The organism is Actinomadura kijaniata NBRC 14229 (assembly GCF_001552175.1).
Classification (GTDB): domain Bacteria; phylum Actinomycetota; class Actinomycetes; order Streptosporangiales; family Streptosporangiaceae; genus Spirillospora; species Spirillospora kijaniata.
The window spans coordinates 1-20046 of sequence record NZ_BCQR01000054.1 but is presented as its reverse complement, the minus strand read 5'-3'; the positions used below and the strand labels follow the sequence as shown (position 1 = coordinate 20046).

The following is a 20046-nucleotide window of genomic DNA, read 5'->3' as shown; positions in this document are numbered from 1 at the left end:
CTGCCCTCTCGCCACCTCCATTCTGTCAGTCGCCTCCGGTAACTTCTCGAGCACGTTCCGTGGAAGCTGGCCCGACAGCATCCATCACGACTTCGACGGCCGAAGGGAGGGGCACGTGCTCCCACAAGCGCACAACCCTCCAGCCAGCAGCCTGAAGCGCGGCATCAGCGGTTCGATCGCGCTCAACGTTACGGCGCAGCTTGGGAGTCCAGTACCACTCGTTACTGGTGGGTTCACGACCATGTTCAGGGCACACATGCCAGAAGCATCCATCAACAAACACCGCCACCTTGCGCGCGGTAAAGACGATGTCCGGGCGAACCCGCACGCCGTCAGGCAGATCGAGCCGAAGATCCTTCCGGTAGCGGTAGCCGCGAGCGTGCAGCGCCCGGCGCAGGGCGATCTCCGGCTTGGTGTCGGTACGCCGGTTAGCCCGCATGTTCCGCGAGCGCCCTTCACTTACCGGGCGCGGGTAGGTCCCGGCAGTCCAGGCAGCTTGCCGTCGGCTGTCGCTGTCTTCAGTAGACACGATGATGCCATCACTTACTCAGTTCGCTTGGCAGGGACAGTCATGCGTGAGACTACTGTGTATGACTTCCATCCCGCCCAGCTCACAGACACCAGACAGACGCCAGGAGGCAGCAGTGTCAGATCTTGAGGTCGTCGAGATCTGCGCGGGAGCAGGTGGTCAGGTACTCGGCTTGGAACGTGCCGGCTTCCGGCATCGCCTCGCGGTCGAACTTGACGCGAACGCAGCTCGCACTCTTCAGCACAACCTCATCAAGGTTCTGGGCTACACCGAGAAGGAGGCCGAGGACGCGGTTCGTGTCGGCGACGTAGCCGACCCCAAAGTCTGGAACCCAGACGAGCATCGAGGCGTGGACCTGCTGGCTGGAGGCGTCCCCTGCCCACCGTTCAGCATCGCCGGCAAGCAGCTGGGCGCTGGTGATGAGCGAGACCTGTTCGCCTGGGCAGTCAAACTGTGCGGCCGGATGAAGCCCAAGGCTCTGCTGCTTGAGAACGTCAAAGGCCTAAGCGGCAGCCGGTTCACCGCTTACCGGCAGCATGTCCTCGATCAGCTTCAGGACTATGGTTACATCGCCGAATGGCGGCTCCTCCAGGCAGACCAGTTCGGCGTCTCTCAGCTACGCCCACGCTTCATCTTGGTCGCCCTGCAACCGCAATACGCCGAGTACTTCGACTGGCCAACTCCGCGCACTACGCCTCCTCCTACCGTCGGTGAGCTGCTGCGAGACCTGATGGCCCAGGGCAACTGGAGCGAAGAGAAGCTCGAGGAGTGGGTGAAGCGAGCCGATGGCATCGCTCCCACCATCGTCGGCGGCTCCAAGAAGCACGGCGGCGCCGATCTCGGACCGACCCGGGCAAAGGCGGCGTGGGAAGCGATGGGCGTCGATGCCAAGGGTGTGGCAGACGACCCGCCTGGCCCCACTAACCCACGGGTCAAGGGCGTCGAGAACCCGATGCTGACCGTCGAGATGGTGGCCCGCATCCAAGGCTGGTACGGCGAGGATTTCTCTGATTGGGAATTTCTCGGCGGCAAGACATCCAGGTACCGGCAGATCGGGAACGCTTTCCCTCCTCCCGTTGCCAGGGCGCTCGGAGCAGCGATCAGGGATGCGCTCCTCAAGAAAGGCGAGAGGCACGGCCTTGTCGAGAAGGCCGAAGTCGTCCACGATCCCGTCTACAAGATCTTGCGAAGCCAAAAGCGGCCGATCACCACAGAGCAGCTAGTCGTCAAGCTAGCCAAGAATGGAACACCGCTAGAGCAGCCAGAAGTTGAGCGTCGGCTCGCACACCTCGGCCGCGACTTCAAGCTGACAAAAACCCAGCGATCAAACGGAGATACCGCTTTCAAGCTAGGCGAATTCAAAGCATTCCTTGGCCAGGAAGAGCACCAGCGAAACCAGATATTCGCCCGGCAGGCTGCCCTCTTCAGCTAGGCGGCAGGTTCCAGGGGCCATATAGAGGCCCCTGGAACCTGGTTCTCTTCACGAGCGTCACCAGTACCACCCGAACCCTCCTTAACCTGCGATTTTGCTACGACGCTACAACGCCGCCAACTCGTAATAGCTGACAGGTCGCAGGCCGCAAGGGAAGACCGCGCTCGGCGGCCCTATATGGCCTTCCCTTGCGACCTGCACGCAGCAGGCAGATCCCGCCCGATCACCCAGCCCCGAGGATCTCCTTAAGCTCCGCCTCGGCCATGAACCGATGCTTCTTACCTCGGGCTGTGTTAGCAATAATCTTGGGGATGAATGACACGTCGAGGTCGAGCGAGCCCAGCAGATAGGTGTCGGCTCCTGCGGCTTTTCTAGTGCGGATGTCCAGGCCAAGTTCGCGGAGCTCGCGGACGCGGCGCTCGGTGTGGACCGAGTCGCCACTGACGATCCGCAGCAGGGCGGCAGGGACCTCAGTGCCCTGGCGCTGGAGCAAGATGAGGAACAGCTTCTCGTGGAGCGCCGAACCATATGGGACGGTCAGGTAGGGGTCTGGCACACGGCCGCCGTAGCGTTCCTCCATGATGCCGCGGAGCTGACTCCTGAGGTCACGGAAGGTGTCGCAGGGCTGATCAAGGTCAATCTTGAGGCGGACCTCCATCGCATCGGCCAGGACACGCTTGGCATAGAGGTAAACGTCGAAGATGTCCTGGGAGGAGTTGTCGGACTCCAGCCGACTGAGGAGGTCCTTTACTGCCAGGACGGCCTCAGACCGGAGGCGGTGCCAGGCGTCGTGAGGGCTGGATGTGCTCGGAGTCATGTGGTCTCCATTCAGCGCGCAGGGGGTGTTGGCGGATATCTGAGGATATGCGCATCTTCGCCGGCGTCCTGCACGGCTTCGAGGTCGCCCAGCCATTCCCGCAGGAACTGCGCTCCTTGAGCGTCCTCGCTACCTGCCCTGATGAAGCTGACCTTGTTGCCGAGTTTGATCCGGGGCATTCCGGGGCCGGAGCTGCTGAGCTTGTCCTGGAGTTCCAGGCCAGCGGCGAAGCGGCGGATGTCGGAAACGAAGTCCAAGACTATGACCTTGTCCTTACCAGGAGCGAGTCGCAGCCCGCGCCCGAGCTGCTGGACGAAGATCCGGCGGCTGTGGGTGACCCGCTGAAATACCACGATGTTGACGTCTGGCAGGTCAACGCCCTCGTTGAGGATGTCGACGGCGCAGAGGATTCCGGTCCTGCCGTCGGCGAAGTCCCACAGGGTGCGGCTGCGAGTGGGAACGTCCATTGCCTTGCCGTCGCCGCGCTTGGAAGCGATGACCTCGGCGCGGGTGAACCCGAGGGCGTTGATTCGTGCGGCCATGCGCTCAGCGTGGTCGATGGTCCCGCAGAAGATGATGCCGCGTGGGTTCGGCTGCTCCTGCCACGCTTCAGCGAGGCGTTCAACGACGGCGTCATCCCATTCTTCGATGAAGAGGGTTCGGTTGATGCCGCGAGGTGACAGGGCTGGGTGCTTGGAGGAGAGTCCCTGCGCGAGGGCATCCCAGTTGATGTTGTCGGTAAACATCCGGTAGTCGACGTTGGAAAGGTAACCCTCGCGGAGCCCTCGGACGAGGTCGATGTCGACGACGGGGTGGTCGAACCAGCGACGCAGGTCCGTACCGTCCGGGCGCCAGGGGGTAGCGGTCATGCCGACGAGAAAAGCACCACCGTCTCCAGCGGACAACTCGCTGAGGACAGCGTCATATGCGCGGATACCGAGGTGGTGGCACTCATCGACCATGACGAGGTTGAAATCTGGGAGGTCGCGGCCCGCGCTGACCGCAGTGGCCACGCTGTCCACGCACGCGAACAAGACATCGAGCTTTTCCAGAGTTCCGGGGTCCGGACGCTCGTGCCCGTTCCACACGCCAGTGGCTGCGGTGGTGGGCAGCATCGGCCAGAACGACCGCTCGAGCTGGTAGACCAATTCGTTGCGGTGAGCGAGGACGAGCGTCCGCGAGCCTGGCCGGAGGGCGGTGAACCGGTGGTGGAACTCTGCAGCGACAAAGGTCTTGCCAAGCCCCGTGGCGAGGACGACCAGAGCGCTGCGGGCGCCGCTGAGTAGTTCCTCAGTAATCCGGTCAACGGCGCGGGCCTGGTAGGAGCGCAGCTCATACCTGTCGGGGAACTGTTTCGCGACCGAGATCTCTGGGACCCGCTCTGCCTGCCGCTTCAGCGCCCTGCGGTCCCATAGCTGAAGCGGGATACCTTGGGCGGCGAGCTCTCGCTGCTGAGCATGGACCGCGGTCTGGAAGCCGTTGAGGCTCACCAGAACGGGGACGTCCGCCTCATAGCGCTGGCATGCCGCGATCGTCTCGGCGACCGCGGCGGGACCGATGGGCTTTGTCCAGCGTTTCATCTGGAAGAGCCAGCGACGCCCATGGAAGGTACCGACGACGTCGGCGCCGCCGTCGCCGGACGCGCCGACTCTCTGGACTGCTGTGTAGCCCAGGCACAGCAGCAGCCGCTCGACTACCCGCTCGAACGCCTGCCAGCCGGTGTCGTCGAGGTACCGGTCGGTAATGATCCGCTGGGTCATGCGAGCTTGTCGCCAAGGAATTCGGCGGCCGCGCGGGCGCGGACCACGATAAGCCGTTCGGGCTGCTGGTAGCGGAGGTAGGACGCGCAGTCCTCCAGGCAGCGCTGGTACTTGGTGGTGAGCTCGGATTGGAGGGCGCTGGCCGCGACAGGCAGAAGCTGCTCGGCGCTCGGCCAGGGGTCACTCCATACCGTCCCGCCGAACCAGGCCGCCGGGAAGCGGCCGAAGAAGGCGGCGAGCGTCTCTGGCGTGCAGTACTTCAGGTAGCCGCCGGACTTCAGGTGGTCGAGCTCCGCCAGGTCTACATCGGCGCTGATCATCTCGTTGGCCATGGCGGACTGCTGCTCGCCGGTGAGCTCGGCGTAGAAGTCCTTGGCCTGGCTGATCCCGGCGGCCCGGTCGACCACTCCAGCCATCAGGGTCCTGATCGCCTGGCGGACGGAGTCGGCGTTTTCGGTCACCGCGTCCCCCCATCCCTGCATGAGGACCTGCGTGGTGATTGTCCCGATGGAGTGCCCGGGCTGCCCTGCGAGGTTCTGGTGGAGACTGTAGAGGTACTGCGCGACTTCGGACGCGATCACATAGGCGGGCCGGACTCCGTTGGCGAATATGGCATGCCCGAGGTGGATGTAGACCGTGATGTGCCCAGTGGTGCGCTCGGTGATGAGCGGGACGGCAGGCCGCTCCGGCCTGGTGAGGATCGGGCGGTGGACGTTCCGGACTCGGACATCGAGTGGGTTGGTGCTCTTGCCGTTGCAAAGCTCGATCGACAGACCAGTGACGCTGAGCTCGCTGTTGGCGTCCGATTCGGCTTGGAGCGCCTGAGGGCTGGCCGGGTGCGGCTCGCCTTCAGCCTGCCCGCAGCTGACGCACCGAGTGATCCCGGAGGCGTTATCGGTCGCGCAGAAGGTACAGGTCCATGGGAACTTGATCACGGGGTTCTGGTCAGCGCCGCAGGCCGGGCAGAGTTCCGCCTGCTTGGCGATCGTCTGGCCGCAGTCAGCGTTGAGGCACTGCTTGCCGATGAGGATCGCCGCGCAGCCGCCGCAGCTCTCGGCACCCTTGACGTTTTGGAAGCCACATGACACGCACTCAGGCAGTTCCTCGATCGGAGGTTCGTTCGCGGTCTCAACCAGTTCCCACCACTTGGCGTCGTCGTGGTAGCCGGGCTCCTTGTTCAGGAACCGCTGGTAGTAGTCCCGCTCGACCTCGCGCGAGATGCGGACGGCCTTGCCCTTCGTCTCGTCGTAGACGCCCATGTAGAGGTCGGCGCGGCCAAAGTTCCTGACCTTCCGGTATCCCTGGAAAAGGAGCGAGACAGGTGTTGTATTCTTCTCGTCGTCGGGCCACTGGCTGGGCAGCAGCGAACCACCTCGCAGGTACCGCATGGCTGTCTGCCATTCCTCGGTCGAGACCTGGAAGTTCTGCTTCTGGAAGTCGACGGGCACGTGGTCGAGGTGGATCTCCCCAACGATCCTGCCGTACTGCTGGTCGATCGGGTATTCCCGCTCTGAGGTGCCCTTGACCTCGTCCCGGTAGGTGAAGAACGCATCCTTCTCGTAGGTGCGGATGGCGCGGCCGTTGCGGATCAGGTCGATGCCGAAGTCGCTGGCATCGTCGAAGCGCTGGATTCCGACCCATCCACGGATATGCTCGGCGACCTCCCGGCTCTCCGTCCCGCCGCAGCGCGGGCAGACGTTGCCACCGTTGAAATCCGCGCCGTCCTTCAGGCACCGCCGAGACCGCGTCAACTCCTCGTCGATGGCGATCCGCGCCGGGATCTTGCCGTGTCCCGCCCGCTCGACATACCGCTCTTCCGACCAGGCGCAGTGCTCAAAGCCGCGGCAGGGCTCTCCGTTCACGGTCATCTTGACCGACCTGCCGGAGTCGCTCCGCAACAGCGTCGCGTAACGGCGGCCGATCCTCTCCCGCAGGCTGTCCTTGGACATGCGCGCGACGTCGCGGATGAAGCCGTGGTTGGCGTCGCCCTGTGGCCACCACCCCTTCACCTCCACGATCGTGCCGTGCTCAAGGCCGGGCGGCCGCTCGACGGTCTCGGCGGTCACCTCGAACTTCTGGTCCTTGATCAGCTTGGGCAGGTCCAGCGTGACCTGGAGCGCGTGGTCCTCCCCTGTCCGGACCGAGATCACGCGGGTGATCCGCCCAAGCTTGCCGGTTGCGATGTTGAACCCCATGCCGAACAGGCCCAGGGTGTCGTAGTGGTTCTTGGAGGTGAAACCGGCCCGCATCGCGTTGGCGATCTGCTCGGCGGTGAGTCCCAGACCGGTGTCCCGCACTCGGATGACGCCCTCGCCTCGGTCGACCGCGGCCGGGCCGGGGACGTCGATGATGACATGCCGGACCACCGAGGGTGTCCCTGCAATCTCAGCTGCGCGAAACGAGTCGATGGCGTTGTCAATCAGCTCGCTCAGAGCATCCAGAGGGGAGATCGGCGTGCGTGTCAGGGCAACCAGCACTTCCGGGGTCGGGGTAATGTCGAGCAGCTTCTGCGCCATTAATCCGCTCTGTTCGTTGATCGGGATACCGATGCCTGGCCGGTCGGTCAGGCGTCCATCCTGGGCTCGTCCGGGGCGCCGAAACCAGTGGCACTTCCGTGCTGGTGGGCAAGCCTGAGCAGACGAGTCCGGTCAACCAGCGGGCTTGCCTTCAAAATCGACGCAAACCACGGAGCGATGAACACCGACATGTAGGGCAGTTCACCGGGCTGGAGGATATCTGCGGCCAGCGACCATCCCGGGCCGGGATGCGCCTCCTCCCGGAGGACGGCCTGGAGGTCGAAGAGCGGCTCGTCTATTCCAGTATCCCGAAGCTCAAGGTCGCGAGTCGCGCCGATCAGCCACCACTGGAAGAGGCGGTCGGACGGCCGGGTCAGCGCCTGCCTGATCGCCTTGCTCGACAGGCCTGCAGCCCGGTAGGCAGCCAGCGCGAGGTCCTCGCCTGGGTTCCGCTGGGCAAGGTCCTTCTGGGACAGGAACGGCTGGTCGTCGGCAGGTTCCGGCGCCGGGCGGTTGAGCTCGTCGATCGTGCTCGTCGCGAGCTGCGCGCCGAGGAACCTGGTGACGTCCGCGTAGAAAGCCGCTGTCTCGACGATGAGGAGCCGCGCCTCGGTCCGCTTCTCGAACTCATCGATCAGACCCGGCCACGGGCGCTCCTCCTGGCCGAATCCCTTGGGCTGGTACCAGTCGCGCTTGGTGTCGCGCGAAACGAGGACGACCCTGGTGCCAGGCGGGAGTGCCTCGGCGTGCGCGATCATTTCCTCCCACAGCAGGAAGTCGCCCGCGGCTCCAAGGTCAGTGCCCTTTCCTCCGTCCTCGGAACCAGGGGGGATCTTGTTCGGGAACCTGAAACTGGTGGCGAGCTCCACGCGTTCCCTCAGCAGGCTGTCTCCCGGCGGTTCACCGATCCGGTCGCCGTACAGGGCCGCGATCTGCGGCAGCAGGGTGTCCTGGCCTTGCGTGAAGGTCGCGGAACCAAAGTCGCCTTCTTCCTTGGCTCTCTTGATCCGGTTGACCAACTCGGTACGCCATGGATCCATGAGCTCCTTGAACCGGCTCTCGCTGATCAGCTCGTTGAGCCCGTCCGCAGCCTGGTTCCCCGCATAGTCCTCAAGAAGGTTCGTAGCCTCGGTCACGGCCTCGCTAATCCGCTTCCATGCCTCTCCGAACTTCAAGGACACCTGGTTCGGGGCCTTGTGCAGCGCGTCGACCCGCTTCTGGATCACCCCGGCCCTGCCGCGGACGAACTCCAGCCCTACCTGGTAGGGCATCCACAGCCGACCGGAGACCTGCCCCAGCACAGCAAGCAACTGCCGGCGGGTGTTCGGCGTGTACCGGTAGAGGTCCAGCAGGACGTTCGTGTCCAGGACGATCGTCCCGTCTGTGAAGAAGCCTTTGCGCTCCTCCTCAGTCAGGCTGCTGTCGGGCTGGATCCATGCCCGGTACTGCTGGAGTAGCTTCCATTCCGTCCCAGCTTGCCCGCTCAGCACTACAGCACCTCCCGACTGTGTCCTCACATGATCTTAGAGCGGACAGAGCCTCCTCTCCGCTGTTTTTCACTTTCGGCTATCAGTCCCCCCTCGATCGGGTGACGCCGCCAGCACCCCGAGACCGCGATCTCGACCTCGTCGCTGCCGCGATTGCGGATGCCGGTCCGGCCAGCGATCGGATGGCGCATGCGCTGCGAAGGCCCTTCGACGTACTCCTCGATGGCCAGCGGACCGCCTCACCTGCGTGCACATTCAATGCTTAATGATTTATTCCCTTGGCTTATCGAGCTTCCGCTTTTCAGGAAGGTCGGGTGCAGGATTCACCGGGTCGTTCTCACGCGCACGCGCCCAGAACTGGCCGTCCAGTGAGAACTTCGGGCGGGCATCGTCGGGTGAGACAGTAACGAGGCGGGTGGAGATCCATTCACCCTTGATCGGTACCGGTAGTCCGAGTGCGCGGGCGACGTGCGGATGTGATCCTTGGTGGCCCAACACGACGATGCCCTCCTTGCGCAGGTGTATCCGTGCGTCGCGGGCCCGCTTCGGCGAGTCGTCCTGCTGGCCAATGGTCAGCACTGTCTGCCGGCGGACGATCCGTCCCTGTATCTCGCGGAACAACTGGTTCAGACGCTGCTGACCCGACGAGGGCCGACGTGGCAGCGAGGCAGCGAGAATCCGCTCGCGTACTTCGGCGTCCAGGTGGCGCAGCAGGTTTGTCGGCAAATCTGCCTGAAGGCCGCCCCAGAGCCAGTACACCTCAGACTTGGCGCTGGCCGAAAGCTTGCGTTTGTTGTCTCGGTTGTATGCACGCACGCGGTCACCGTTCGCATCCAGCTCCTTCTTCCAGCGCAGGCGCTCATCGGTGATCCGCACGATGCCCGCGGCCCACTGACTCGTGTCATCATTCATCCAGGTCACGACCGCCGCATGGTCGGCACGACCACTCCGGCCGCCATGGTCAGTACACAAATACATCTCCATCGGGATCTCCCAGCCACCGAGATCCTTGGAGAACTTGCAGTCAATGTCGAAGCCAGCGATAGACCAGTCAAGGTCCACGCCGTTCGCGATCTCAAACTCCTTGGTGAGGTTCACCTCAACAGCCGTGCCGAGATACGTCTTCTCGGTCTTCGTCAGGTGCTGGTATGCCCAGCGCCCCGTCCGCTGACCATCGAGCAACTCATCGAGGGAGTCACGCAGCGCCCACCGGAAGCGCTCTCGCGCTACCGGCTGGTTGTCGAACCACTCCACAAACGGGGCGAGGTCATCAGGGACCTGCTGCGTAAGCCCGGACTGAATCCGCCACTCACGCGGAATCTTGCCCATAGCCTCGCGTGGGAGATCCCAGGTGCGGAATGCGTTGCGGCGCGAGTGCATCGCCGCCAACGCTCGCGAGTCCTGAGCGGCATCCTGTGGGAACGGCAGTCCTGCTTGAATCGTCACATGTAGCAGTCTGGCAGCAGGGACTGGCAGTCCGACTGCCGGAGGGTCTGAGCCCGCTGTACAACCCCTGAGCCTTTTTCAACGTCGGTTGCCTGTGCAACCGACCGTCCTCGCAGGGACGCGGTCGGCCCTGCTCCGCGCCCGATCGATACGGCGCCATGAACGCCTCGTGGATGTCGCCACGGATCTCCCAGCGGATGCGCAGGCGGTAGAACCAGCACAACAAGCCGATCGTCTGCTCGACGACGTAGCGGCGCGCGCCCGGACCGAAGCCGCGCCGGGCGATGATGCCCTTGGCCTGCACCAGGCAGCGGTGTTTGTCATGGTCATAGCCGCAATCGGCATGCCACTGCACATCGCGTTACATTCGCGTTTTGCTGCGGCTTTCAGGTGCTGTTGAGCGATCTCGTCAGCCAACAGCGTTCAAAAGTGGGTGAGATGTGCTCAAATACGGTCACGCACTCCTTTAAGTATTGGGGCGACTCAAGGATGGAAATGCGCAAAGAGAGGTGCAAATTGCGCATAGCCGGACTCGCTACTCAACAGGTCAGTTGACAATGGGTCTTGTGATCTAAGTCACTCGAATCCCTTGTACTCCTTCGTGGCAGCCTGTACGTCTCCTCTTACCGACCACCACCGCTGATGTAGCACCCCGCGCACTGTTGTCACGCCTTGTGACCGGTGCATAAGGCCGTATGGGCCTACAACCCCGGTCGAGGAGGCCGTTTATGTCCAGCAAGCGCATCACTCTCGTCGCTGCTGCCGGTGTGGCGGTTTGTGGGGTGGGGGCGGTGTCGTTCGCGGCGGTGTCGGAGGCGGCCGGGGTGAACCGCAAGGTGTACGCCTACGGTTCGCATGCCCGGCAGAAGCTGGATGTGTTCTGGAAGGCCCCGCGGAAGGGGACCCAGCCGGGGCTGGTCATCGTGCACGGAGGGTATTGGGACGGCGGTAGCCGCGTTGATTGGCGCTCTACGGCCAAGTGGTATGCCGGGCAGGGGTTCGCGGTGTTCTCCATCGATCATCGGTTGGTCACCGATGCGCCCTGGCCCGCGCAGCGCAATGACGCGGTGGCGGCGATGAACTGGATCCGCAAGCACGCGCGGGCGTTCAAGCTGGACGCCGGGCGGATCGCGGTGCTGGGGTCGCAGGCCGGTGGGCAGATCGCCGCCCAGTTGGGCACCTATGGCACCGGGGGTTCGCGGGTGCGGGGAGTGGTGGCGTTGTCGCCGGTCAACTCGCCCAGGCTGGCCTATGACAGCGCCCAGACCACCGCGGCGTCCTGGACGCGGCGCAAGGTGCGTGACCAGACGGTGTTGCTGGCCAACTGCACGCCCACTTATCGGGATGCCACTTGTGGCAACCGGTATACCGATGCCGATCCCACCGCCCATGCCGGAGCCGGGGATGCGCCGATGTGGCTGGTGCACTCCAAGGGGGACGTGATCCCCTCGACGCACAGTGCCCCGCTGCGTGCTGCCCTGATCAAGGCCGGGCAGAAGGACGTCAAGCTCACCACCGTCAGCGGCGGCGCCAGTGGTGGCGGGATCTTGACCAGTGCCGCGCGCACCAACATCCTCAACTGGCTGCGCGCTCACACCAAGCCCCGGGCCGGTGGCAGCTCCACCACGGAGGTGGAAGCTCCGTCGGCGCTGCGGTCGGTGAAGCCGCGTGCCGCCTCGATCGACAACGGTGCCGGTGCGGCGAGCTCGCGAGTGCGGGCTCGGTCGGCCGGGGAGGTCCAGCAGCGGTCGGACCTGGCCTACGGCACGCATGCGCGGCAGAAGCTGGATGCCTTCTGGCGTCCTTCGGCCGCGCCGCGTCCGGCGGTGATCGCGGTGCATGGCGGCTGGTGGTACGAGGGTGACAAGTACGGCATGGCCGGCCGGGCCCGGTGGCTGGCCGACAACGGGTATGCGGTGTTCGCCATCAACTACCGGCTCAACACCCAGGCGCCCTGGAGCGCCCAGCGCTCAGATGTGCAGGCTGCTGTTGCCTGGGTCAAGTCCCGTGCCGCCGCCTACAACGTCGACCCGCGTCGGGTGGTGTTGCTGGGTTCTTCGGCGGGCGGTCATCTGGTCAGCAGTGTCGGTGTGCACGGGACCGGTGCGGTCAAGGCGGTGGCCGCGGTATCGCCGGTCGCCAATCCCTATCAGGCTTATCTGGACGGCCAGGCCCCCGGTGCCGGCGACAATCGCCGCAAGCTGCGTGACACCGCGGTGCTGTTGACCCGCTGCACCCCGGTCAAGAGCGACAGGTCCTGCTGGAACCGCTGGGTGGACGCGGTCGCCTTCAACCACGCCAGCGCGGGGGACGCCCCCATGCTGATGATCCATTCTCAGGGCGACTTCGTGCCCGCCTCGCACGGCAGCGGGCTGTGCGGCAAGTTGACCCCGCACCACGTGCCCTGCACCACCCGCATCGTCGAGGGCGACTCCCACGGGCTCAGCGTGCTGAACACCCCCGGCACCGCCGACCTGCTCCTGCACTGGCTCAAGACCCACGCCTGAGCCGGGAGACAGAAAAATGATCAATGTGCGCGTCCCCGCCGGACGTCGTGTCCTCCTCGCGGCGGCGGGTCTCACGATCGCCGTCGGGATCGGCGGTGCTTCCCCGGTCGCCGCCGCGGAGCCCTCGCCTGGGCCTTCTTCCTCGGCGTCCCCCACCGTCTCGCCCAGCCCCTCTCCGGTGCCGCGGTTCATGTTGGCCTGGCAGGGGCCGCGAGAGATCCTGGCGGGGCAGTCGGGTCAGGCTTCGCTGCGGGTTCGAGCGCTCGACGCCACGGCTTTGGACGCCCGGTTGACGGTCTCGGCGACCAAGGGCGCGGCGGTGACGGTCACCTGCGTCAAGAACGCGCGGGGGGTGTGCAAGCTCGGCGACCTGGGAACCTCCCCGGTCACCGTGGCGATGACGCTGCGCGCGGCACGCAAACCCGCCACGAAAAAGGCCGTCTTCACCGTCACGGTGGTGGCGCGTGGTACCGCTGTCGTGAGTGAGCGGTTCACCGCGTCGATCAAGGTTCCGGCCCCGTCGGGCCGTCCGTCCTCCTCCCCGTCCAGCAAGCCCCGCCCTTCACAGAACGTCCCGGCCCCCCAGACGCCTCCCGCACCGAGTACCAACGGCCGGCAAACCTCACCGGCTTCCGTTTCTCCGCCGTCCACGCCCCCTGCCGTCGCGCCTCTTCCGCAGATCGCCTCAGATCCCACGCCGATCGCCGGCGGTCCGACCTCCGCGCCGCAGCTCGTGCTCCGCTCGGCCGATACCGAACCCGGTGATCCCGCGGCCGCCGCCGCCCAGAGCATGTGGCTGACCGTTCTGCTGGTGGCCGCCGGAGTCGCGCTGATGCGAACCGTCCGCCTCTCGCGCCGTCCCCGGACAGCGGCCGCCACCGCACATCGGCGCCGCTCCAGCGGTATCCCGACGCGGAGGTCCCTCGGCTTTTCCCGGCGTGAGCGGACGCGTTTCAGCCGTGCGGCGAAGGACGGCGGCAGGCGCCCCTAGAACGCATGGTGGGTGGGCGCTTCGTCGGGCGCGGGCGTCGGAGCCGGTGGCGCTGCCTGGAGATGATGGGGTCTCGTGGGGTGCTCGTCGAGGTGCCCTGAACACTGGTGTTCACCATGTGAAAAGGGTGGCTTGCGGAGGGTGACGGGGGTGGAGGAGCCTGGGTGACCGGTGGGGTTTCCTCAGCGCCACCGTCGCCTGTGCGTCGTTTCGAGGGCGGCGCACAGGCCCGTCGACCGGTGCCGTGCCCCCGGGAGCGTCTCCCCCCTGGCCCCCGGGGGCACGGCCTGCTCAGGCGGTCAGGTCCCGGTTCCGGGTCTCGGGGAGGGCCAGGATGCACAGCAGGGACAGGATCGCCATCGAGGCCATGAACCAGCCGATCGAGGACGAGCCGTACCGCTCCCCCAGCTGGGCGACGATCAGGGGCGCAGCGCCGCCGCCGAGGACGCCGCCCAGGTTGTAGGCCAGGCCCGCGCCGGAGTAGCGGACGTCGGTGTCGAACAGTTCGGGGAGGAACGCCGCCATCGGCCCGTACACCACCCCCATGCACAGCAGCGCGCCGCTCAGGGCGACGGTCACCAGCAGCAGGTTCCGGGTGTCCAGCAGCGGGAACAGGGCCATGCTCCAGACGACGCCGAAGACCGAGCCCGCCAGGAGGACGCGGCGGCGGCCCTGGCGGTCGGAGAGCCGGGCGACCAGGAACGTGCTCACGCCGAGGACGGCGACCGCGACCAGGGTGAGGGACAGCATGGTGTTACGGGGGATGCCCAGGGTCTTGGTCGTGTAGGTCAGGCAGTACGTGGCGGCCGTGTAGAACATCACGTAGACCACGACGATGCTGCCCGCGCCGAGGAGGATCTCCCTGGGGTTGCGGCGGACGACCGTGGCCAGGGGCATGCGGGCGTCCTTCAGCCTCTCCTGGTGGGCGGCGAACGCCGGGGTCTCGGCCACCTTCAGGCGGATGCGCAGGCCGACCAGGACCAGGGCGAACGACAGCAGGAACGGGATCCGCCAGCCCCACGAGTCGAACGCGTCGGCGGGCAGCCAGGAGGAGAGCGCCCAGAAGATGACGGTGGCTGCGAAGTAGCCGACCGGGGAGCCGAGTTGCGGGGCCGCCGAGTACAGGCCGCGGCGGTCGCGGGGGGCGTGCTCGGTGGCCATCAGCGCGGCGCCGCCCCACTCGCCGCCGAGGCCGATGCCCTGCAGGACGCGTAGCAGGACCAGCAGGATCGGGGCCGCGACGCCGATGGTGCCGTAGCCGGGCAGCAGGCCGATGAACGCGGTGGACAGCCCCATCAGCAGCAGGGAGACCACCAGGGTGGCCTTGCGGCCGATGCGGTCGCCGAAGTGGCCGAAGATCGCGGCGCCGAGGGGGCGGGCCAGGAAGCCGACCGCGAACGTCGACAGGGAGGCCAGGGTTCCGGCGAGCGGTGACAGGTCGGGGAAGAACGCCGCGTTGAGGACGAGGGCGGCGGCCGTTCCGTAGATGTAGTAGTCGTAGAACTCGATCGCCGTGCCGATGAACGACGAGACGGCGACCCGTCGCATGTGCCGGGGGGACGAGGGGGCGGCGGAGGCCGTGGGAACGCTCATGTGCGGGGGGCTTCTTCTGCGGACGGGAGAGGCGGGCCTCTCGGGGGTGGGATCGGGCCCCCGCCGGTGGGCGGTCGCGGACGGCCCGGGAGGCGTCGGGGATCGCCCTCGGTCCTCACCGTGTCGTGGCCGTTCCGCTCCGCACTCTAATAAGGAACTGCTCTAACCACGCACACCGGTGACCGAATTAGGGGCATTCGCGGTGGAAGCCGTGCCGGGTCAGCAGTTCGGCCAGGCGCGTGCCCAGCGGGGTCAGGACGCGGCCCGTTCCGCCGCAGGTCGGGCAGGGGATCCGGCGGTCACCGGCGGGACGGGCGGCGGTGTGGTCGCCGATGGCGCGTTCGACCGCCGTCACGATCGCCGGGGCGTCGCCCTCGGTGAACCCGGTGGCGCGGCGGGCGGCCTCGGCGACGCGGGCGAGCTCCTCGGCGCGCTCGTACCAGGCCCGCCAGTCGGGGCTGTCCACCGTTCCCCGGCCGCCGCAGACCGCGCAGACGTCCTCCAGCGCCTCCAGGAGGCCCGACCACTCGTCCCTGCCGTTCTCGCGCACGTGACCCCAACGAACCGAGTTCCGCATCCGCTGTCACGGAACTGGTACGTCGTTCGCGCCCGGCCGGTTCACGTTCCCGCGGGCGGCGCCGCGCCGGGGAGGACCCGCCGGTGGGAGGCGGTCGCCCGGAGGGGGCACGATGGAGGGTGTGATCGTGGACGCGTTCGAGAGACTGGCCGACCTGGTGGGGGACGGCGGGGTCGTCGTGCTGAGCGGGGCCGGGTTGTCGACCGAGTCGGGGATCCCCGACTACCGGGGGGAGACCGGCCGGCGGCGGCGCGCGGCGCCGATGACGTACCAGACGTTCGTGGGGAGCGCGGCGGCGCGGCGGCGGTACTGGGCGCGCAGCCACGTCGGGTGGCGGAACGTCGGGCACGCCGCGCCCAACACCGGGCACGTCGCGGTCGCCGGGCTCCAGCGGGCCGGGCTGGTGTCCGGGATCATCACGCAGAACGTGGACGGGCTCCACCAGGCCGCCGGGGCGACCGGGGTCGTCGAGCTGCACGGCGCGCTCGACCGGGTCGTGTGCCTGGGGTGCGGGCGGCGGTCGGCGCGGGCCGAGCTGGAACGGCGGCTGCGCGCGGCCAACCCCGGCTGGGACGCGCGGATCCAGGCGGTCAACCCCGACGGGGACGTCGAGCTGGACGACGCGGACGTCGCCTCGTTCCGGATGGTGGACTGCGCCGTCTGCGGCGGGGTCCTCAAGCCCGACGTCGTGTTCTTCGGGGAGAACGTGCCGCCCGAGCGGGTGCGGGCCAGCTACGCCGCGGTCGACGACGCGGGCATGATGCTCGTGCTCGGCTCGTCGCTGACCGTCTGGTCGGGGTACCGGTTCGTGCGGCGGGCGGCCGAGCGCGGGATCCCCGTCGCCATCGTCAACCAGGGGCCCACGCGCGGCGACGACCTCGCCCTGGTGCGGATCGCGGCCCCGCTGGGCGCGACGCTGCGGAGGCTGGTCGCCGAGGTCGGGGACGCCGTCAGATCTCCGGGTCCTTGAGGGCGCGCCGGTTCACCGGGCGGGGGTGAGGGCGGCGGCGACCCAGGGGGTCAGCAGTTCGGTGACGGCCTCGATGGCGCGGGCCGGGTCGGAGCAGGGGGCCAGGTACGCGCCGGTGCTGGAGCGGAACCACGGCGCGGTCGGCCCGCCCGCCACCAGGACGCTCTCCCCCACGCTCGGCGCCTCGGAGGCGTAGACGTGCAGCAGCGGCGGGTGCGTGCCGAAGCGGCGTTCGACCCGCCATCCGCGGCGGCGCAGGGCGCGGGCCAGCCGGTTGAGGTGCCGTCGCTGACGGCGCGGGCCGCGCCGCCGCGCCGCCGGACGCTCGTCCGGGTCCATGCGGTGCATTGTGCCGATCGGACCCGCGCGCGGGGGCGATTGTGGCCGATCCGGTCAGGCCGCCGGGACGGGCTCCTCGGCGATCTCGCCGTCGGACAGGGCGAGGACGCGGTCGGACAGGCTCAGCAGCACCGGGTCGTGGGTGGCGGTCAGGACCGTGACGCCCTCGCTGCGGACCACGGCGCGCAGCAGCGGCATGATCTGGGCGGCGGTCTCGGAGTCGAGCTGGCCGGTGGGCTCGTCGGCGAGGATCAGGCGGGGGCGGTTGGCCAGGGCGCGGGCGATGGCGACGCGCTGGCGCTGGCCGCCGGACATCTCGTAGGGGCGCTGGGCGGCGTGGTCGGCCAGGCCGACCAGGGCCAGCAGGGTGCGGACGCGTTCGTCGCGCTCGGCGGGCGCCATGCGGGCCAGGCGGAGGGGGACCTCGACGTTCTCGGCGGCCGACAGGACCGGGATCAGGCCGTGGGACTGGAACACGTAGGAGATGATCTCGCGGCGCACCTTCAGCAGGCCGTCCTCGTCCAGCGCGGTGATCTCGTGCCCGGCGACGTGGACGCTGCCGGAGTCGGGGGGCTCCAGGCCGCCGAGGACGTTCAGCAGCGTGGTCTTGCCGGAGCCGGAGCGGCCCTTGAGCGTCACCAGCTCCCCGGCGGGGACGTCGAACGTCACCCCGCGCAGCGCCCGCACCTCGATGTCGCCGCTGCGGTAGGTCTTGGTCAGGTCCGCGACGCGGACGATCGGCTCGCTCACTGGTCCTCCCTGCCGTCGGGCCAGACGCCCACGTGGTCCTCGTCCAGGGTGAGGCGGACGCGGTCGCGCAGGTCGAGCGCCTCGGTGAAGTCGCGCGGTAGCTGGACGCGGCCCGCCCGGTCCAGGAGGGCGTACTGGGTGGCGACGCGGACGCCGTCGCGGTCCTCGCGGCGGATCTCCGAGGAGGTGCGGCCGTCGCGGATGGCGACGGTGCGGTCCACCTGCGCGGCGACGTTGGGGTCGTGGGTGACGATCACGGTGGTGGTGCCGAGCTCGCGGTTGACGCCGCGCAGCGCCTCGAACACCTCGGCGGCGGTGGCGGTGTCGAGCTCGCCGGTGGGTTCGTCGGCCAGCATGACCTGGGGTTCGTTGGCGACCGCGACGGCGATGGCGACGCGCTGCTGCTGGCCGCCCGACAGCTCGGTGGGGCGGCGGCCGGCGAGGTCGGCGATGCCCAGCAGGTCCAGCAGCTCGCGGGCGCGTTCGCGGCGGTCCCGGCGGCGGGTGAAGCGCATCGGCAGCTCGACGTTCTGCGCGGCGTCCAGGTAGGGCAGCAGGTTGCGGGTGGTCTGCTGCCACACGAACCCGACCTGCTCGCGCCGGAACCGCAGCCGCTGCTTGGCCTTCATCGCCAGCAGGTCGGCCCCGGCGACGCGGGCGACCCCGGCGGTGGGCACGTCCAGCCCGGACAGGATGTTCAGCAGGGTGGACTTGCCCGACCCCGACGCCCCCACGATCGCGATGAGCTCGCCCTTGTCCACCAGCAGGTCCAGGCCCTGCAACGCGACGACCTCGACGCCCTCGGTCCGGTAGATCCGCATCAGGTTGTCGCAGACGATGTGCGCGCCCTCGCCGTAGGCGGGCCCGGCGCGGGTGGCGCGGCGTTCCAGTTCGGCCAGGTCGGGGCCGTCGTCACGGATGTCGGTCACGGTCACTCCCCCGTTCTCAGCACGGTGCCCAGCCGGTGGCGGGCGTCGAAGGCGGCGTCGACGGCGGCGGCCAGCGCGGCGGCCGCCAGCAGCGCCCCGCCGAGCACGGCCGTCGCGAGCGGGTCCGGGGCGGAGGCGGGGACGGCGAGCCCTCCGGTGTAGGGCCGCAGGTCCGCCAGCGGGCCGACGATCGCGGGCAGCGCCAGGCCGAGGGCCCAGCCGCCCGCCGCCGAGCACAGCAGCACCGGCGCGATCTCCAGCACGGCCAGCGCCCGCCGCTGCCGCCGGCCGAGCCCGAGGGCCTGGAGGTGCGCGACGGCGCGGGAGCGGGCGCGCGCCCCGACGGCGAGCAGCAGCACGACGGTCAGCATCCCGTAGGCGGCGGCGGTCAGCACGCTGTGGCGGAACGCCGCCGACACCGTCCTCATCAGCGGCCCGTCGGTCGTCTTGCGCAGCGTCTCGGAGCGGATCCGCAGGTACTCGCCGTCGCGCAGGGTCTCGGGGGTCACGGCGGCCGCGGCGGCGCGCAGCGCGGCGGCGTCGATGCGGTCGCCGCTCAGGAACACCTGGGACGGCACGGCCTGCGCCCCGCCCAGCAGCCGCATCGGAACGATCACCGCGGGGGTGCCGGGCGGCAGGCCGGGGAACTCCGCGAACCGGCCCGCGGCGGTCGCCCCGATCCGGGGCTCGTTCCCGCACTCCAGGAAGATCTGCCCGGTGGAGCCGACCGCCGCGACCTCCTTGGACAGCAGCGCCCCGTCGGGCCGGCCGGGCGCGGGCGGCACCGACGCGGCCGTGCGGCCCGCGACGCGCCGGTAGGCGTCCAGGTCCACGGCGACCACGGTGACCAGCAGGCCGTCGGCGCCGCCGCCGCTCAGGATGCAGCCGGGGACGGCGCGCGCCCCGACCGCGCCGGTCACCCCGGGAACGCGGCGGAGCCGGTCGACGGCGCCGGTCTCCAGCCGCGCGGAGAACACCCGGGCGTCCGCTCCGACCTCGTGCAGGGCGACGCGTTCCTGGCCGCGGCGCAGCGTGTTCTGGACGGCGGTGGAGAACCCGGCCACGGTGACGGCCAGCAGCAGCACCGTCAGCGGCAGCACGGCGACCGCATGTCCGCGGGAGACGCGGGCCAGGCCGACGAACGCGACCGTTCCGCGGCCACGCCGCGCCAGCCGGGTCAGCGCGCGCAGCGGGAACGGATACGCCCGCAGCACCAGCAGCGCCACGGCCACCCCCAGCAGCGCCGGGACCGCCACCACGAACGGGTCCCAGCCGCCCGGCGCCGCCTGCCCGGCCGGTCCCCGGCGCCGCGCCAGCACGACGGCGATCACGGCGAGCGCGACGACCAGGCCCTCGGCCACCAGCCGCCGCCGCGACGGGCGGGCGGTCGCGAGGTCGGGGCG

The 20046-nt window shown here is 68.4% G+C and carries 17 protein-coding genes; 5 read left to right on the top strand and 12 right to left on the bottom strand.

Features of this window, described 5'->3' with window-relative positions:
- Positions 1-25 precede the first annotated feature (25 nt).
- Positions 26-529: a very short patch repair endonuclease gene (locus AKI01S_RS49265; protein ID WP_083999785.1), complete on the bottom strand. Its 504-nt coding sequence runs from the start codon at positions 527-529 to the stop codon at positions 26-28.
- A 115-nt stretch (positions 530-644) separates the two neighbouring features.
- Here AKI01S_RS49265 and AKI01S_RS18260 point away from each other — a divergent pair, with 115 nt between their 5' ends.
- Positions 645-1961 carry a DNA cytosine methyltransferase gene (locus AKI01S_RS18260; protein ID WP_067818840.1) on the top strand — a complete coding sequence of 439 codons (1317 nt, stop codon included), beginning with the start codon at positions 645-647 and terminating at the stop codon, positions 1959-1961.
- A 223-nt stretch (positions 1962-2184) separates the two neighbouring features.
- On the opposite strand, the gene AKI01S_RS18255 is transcribed toward AKI01S_RS18260, so the two are convergent.
- The 5 genes from AKI01S_RS18255 to AKI01S_RS18235 form a co-directional block, all read right to left on the bottom strand.
- Positions 2185-2778: a KpnI family restriction enzyme N-terminal domain-containing protein gene (locus AKI01S_RS18255; RefSeq protein ID WP_067818837.1), complete on the bottom strand. Its 594-nt coding sequence runs from the start codon at positions 2776-2778 to the stop codon at positions 2185-2187.
- Between the two features lie 11 nt (positions 2779-2789).
- A complete protein-coding gene (locus AKI01S_RS18250) occupies positions 2790-4538 on the bottom strand; it encodes a DEAD/DEAH box helicase family protein (RefSeq protein WP_067818834.1) in 1749 nt (582 codons plus the stop codon).
- On the bottom strand, positions 4535-7054 hold the full coding sequence (locus AKI01S_RS18245) for an ATP-binding protein (RefSeq protein ID WP_067818830.1): 2520 nt from the start codon (positions 7052-7054) through the stop codon (positions 4535-4537). Before AKI01S_RS18245 ends, AKI01S_RS18250 begins: the two co-directional genes overlap by 4 nt.
- A gap of 47 nt (positions 7055-7101) precedes the next feature.
- Entirely contained in the window at positions 7102-8544 is a 1443-nt protein-coding gene (locus AKI01S_RS18240; protein WP_067818828.1) for a PIN-like domain-containing protein, read from the bottom strand.
- Between the two features lie 267 nt (positions 8545-8811).
- Complete coding sequence (locus AKI01S_RS18235) at positions 8812-9987, bottom strand: NaeI family type II restriction endonuclease (RefSeq protein ID WP_218009717.1); 1176 nt, start codon at positions 9985-9987, stop codon at positions 8812-8814.
- A gap of 169 nt (positions 9988-10156) precedes the next feature.
- Between AKI01S_RS18235 and AKI01S_RS50645 the strand changes: the two genes are divergently transcribed.
- The 3 genes from AKI01S_RS50645 to AKI01S_RS50640 all read left to right on the top strand — a co-directional run bounded on the left by AKI01S_RS50645 (position 10157) and on the right by AKI01S_RS50640 (position 13485).
- Positions 10157-10387, top strand: a complete 231-nt coding sequence (locus tag AKI01S_RS50645; protein WP_157419921.1) for a hypothetical protein — start codon at positions 10157-10159, stop codon at positions 10385-10387.
- Between the two features lie 328 nt (positions 10388-10715).
- Positions 10716-12494, top strand: a complete 1779-nt coding sequence (locus AKI01S_RS18230; protein WP_067818821.1) for an alpha/beta hydrolase — start codon at positions 10716-10718, stop codon at positions 12492-12494.
- A 16-nt stretch (positions 12495-12510) separates the two neighbouring features.
- Positions 12511-13485 carry a hypothetical protein gene (locus tag AKI01S_RS50640; protein WP_157419919.1) on the top strand — a complete coding sequence of 325 codons (975 nt, stop codon included), beginning with the start codon at positions 12511-12513 and terminating at the stop codon, positions 13483-13485.
- Between the two features lie 291 nt (positions 13486-13776).
- On the opposite strand, the gene AKI01S_RS18220 is transcribed toward AKI01S_RS50640, so the two are convergent.
- Both AKI01S_RS18220 and AKI01S_RS18215 read right to left on the bottom strand, forming a co-directional pair.
- Positions 13777-15078 carry an MFS transporter gene (locus AKI01S_RS18220; protein WP_067818813.1) on the bottom strand — a complete coding sequence of 434 codons (1302 nt, stop codon included), beginning with the start codon at positions 15076-15078 and terminating at the stop codon, positions 13777-13779.
- Between the two features lie 187 nt (positions 15079-15265).
- Entirely contained in the window at positions 15266-15628 is a 363-nt protein-coding gene (locus AKI01S_RS18215) for a hypothetical protein (protein WP_067818810.1), read from the bottom strand.
- 139 nt (positions 15629-15767) lie between these two features.
- Here AKI01S_RS18215 and AKI01S_RS18210 point away from each other — a divergent pair, with 139 nt between their 5' ends.
- The gene (locus AKI01S_RS18210) at positions 15768-16625 is read left to right on the top strand and encodes an NAD-dependent protein deacetylase (protein ID WP_083999783.1); all 858 of its coding nucleotides are present in this window, start codon (positions 15768-15770) and stop codon (positions 16623-16625) included.
- Positions 16626-16637: 12 nt separating this feature from the next.
- On the opposite strand, the gene AKI01S_RS18205 is transcribed toward AKI01S_RS18210, so the two are convergent.
- The 4 genes from AKI01S_RS18205 to AKI01S_RS51740 form a co-directional block, all read right to left on the bottom strand.
- Positions 16638-16964 carry a hypothetical protein gene (locus AKI01S_RS18205; RefSeq protein WP_157419918.1) on the bottom strand — a complete coding sequence of 109 codons (327 nt, stop codon included), beginning with the start codon at positions 16962-16964 and terminating at the stop codon, positions 16638-16640.
- 54 nt (positions 16965-17018) lie between these two features.
- The gene (locus tag AKI01S_RS18200; protein WP_245681678.1) at positions 17019-17714 is read right to left on the bottom strand and encodes an ABC transporter ATP-binding protein; all 696 of its coding nucleotides are present in this window, start codon (positions 17712-17714) and stop codon (positions 17019-17021) included.
- Positions 17711-18643: an ABC transporter ATP-binding protein gene (locus AKI01S_RS18195; protein WP_245681677.1), complete on the bottom strand. Its 933-nt coding sequence runs from the start codon at positions 18641-18643 to the stop codon at positions 17711-17713. Before AKI01S_RS18195 ends, AKI01S_RS18200 begins: the two co-directional genes overlap by 4 nt.
- Before the next feature lie 2 nt (positions 18644-18645).
- Positions 18646-20046 (bottom strand): FtsX-like permease family protein (locus tag AKI01S_RS51740; protein ID WP_218009716.1); only part of this gene is annotated, 1401 nt, incomplete at its 5' end.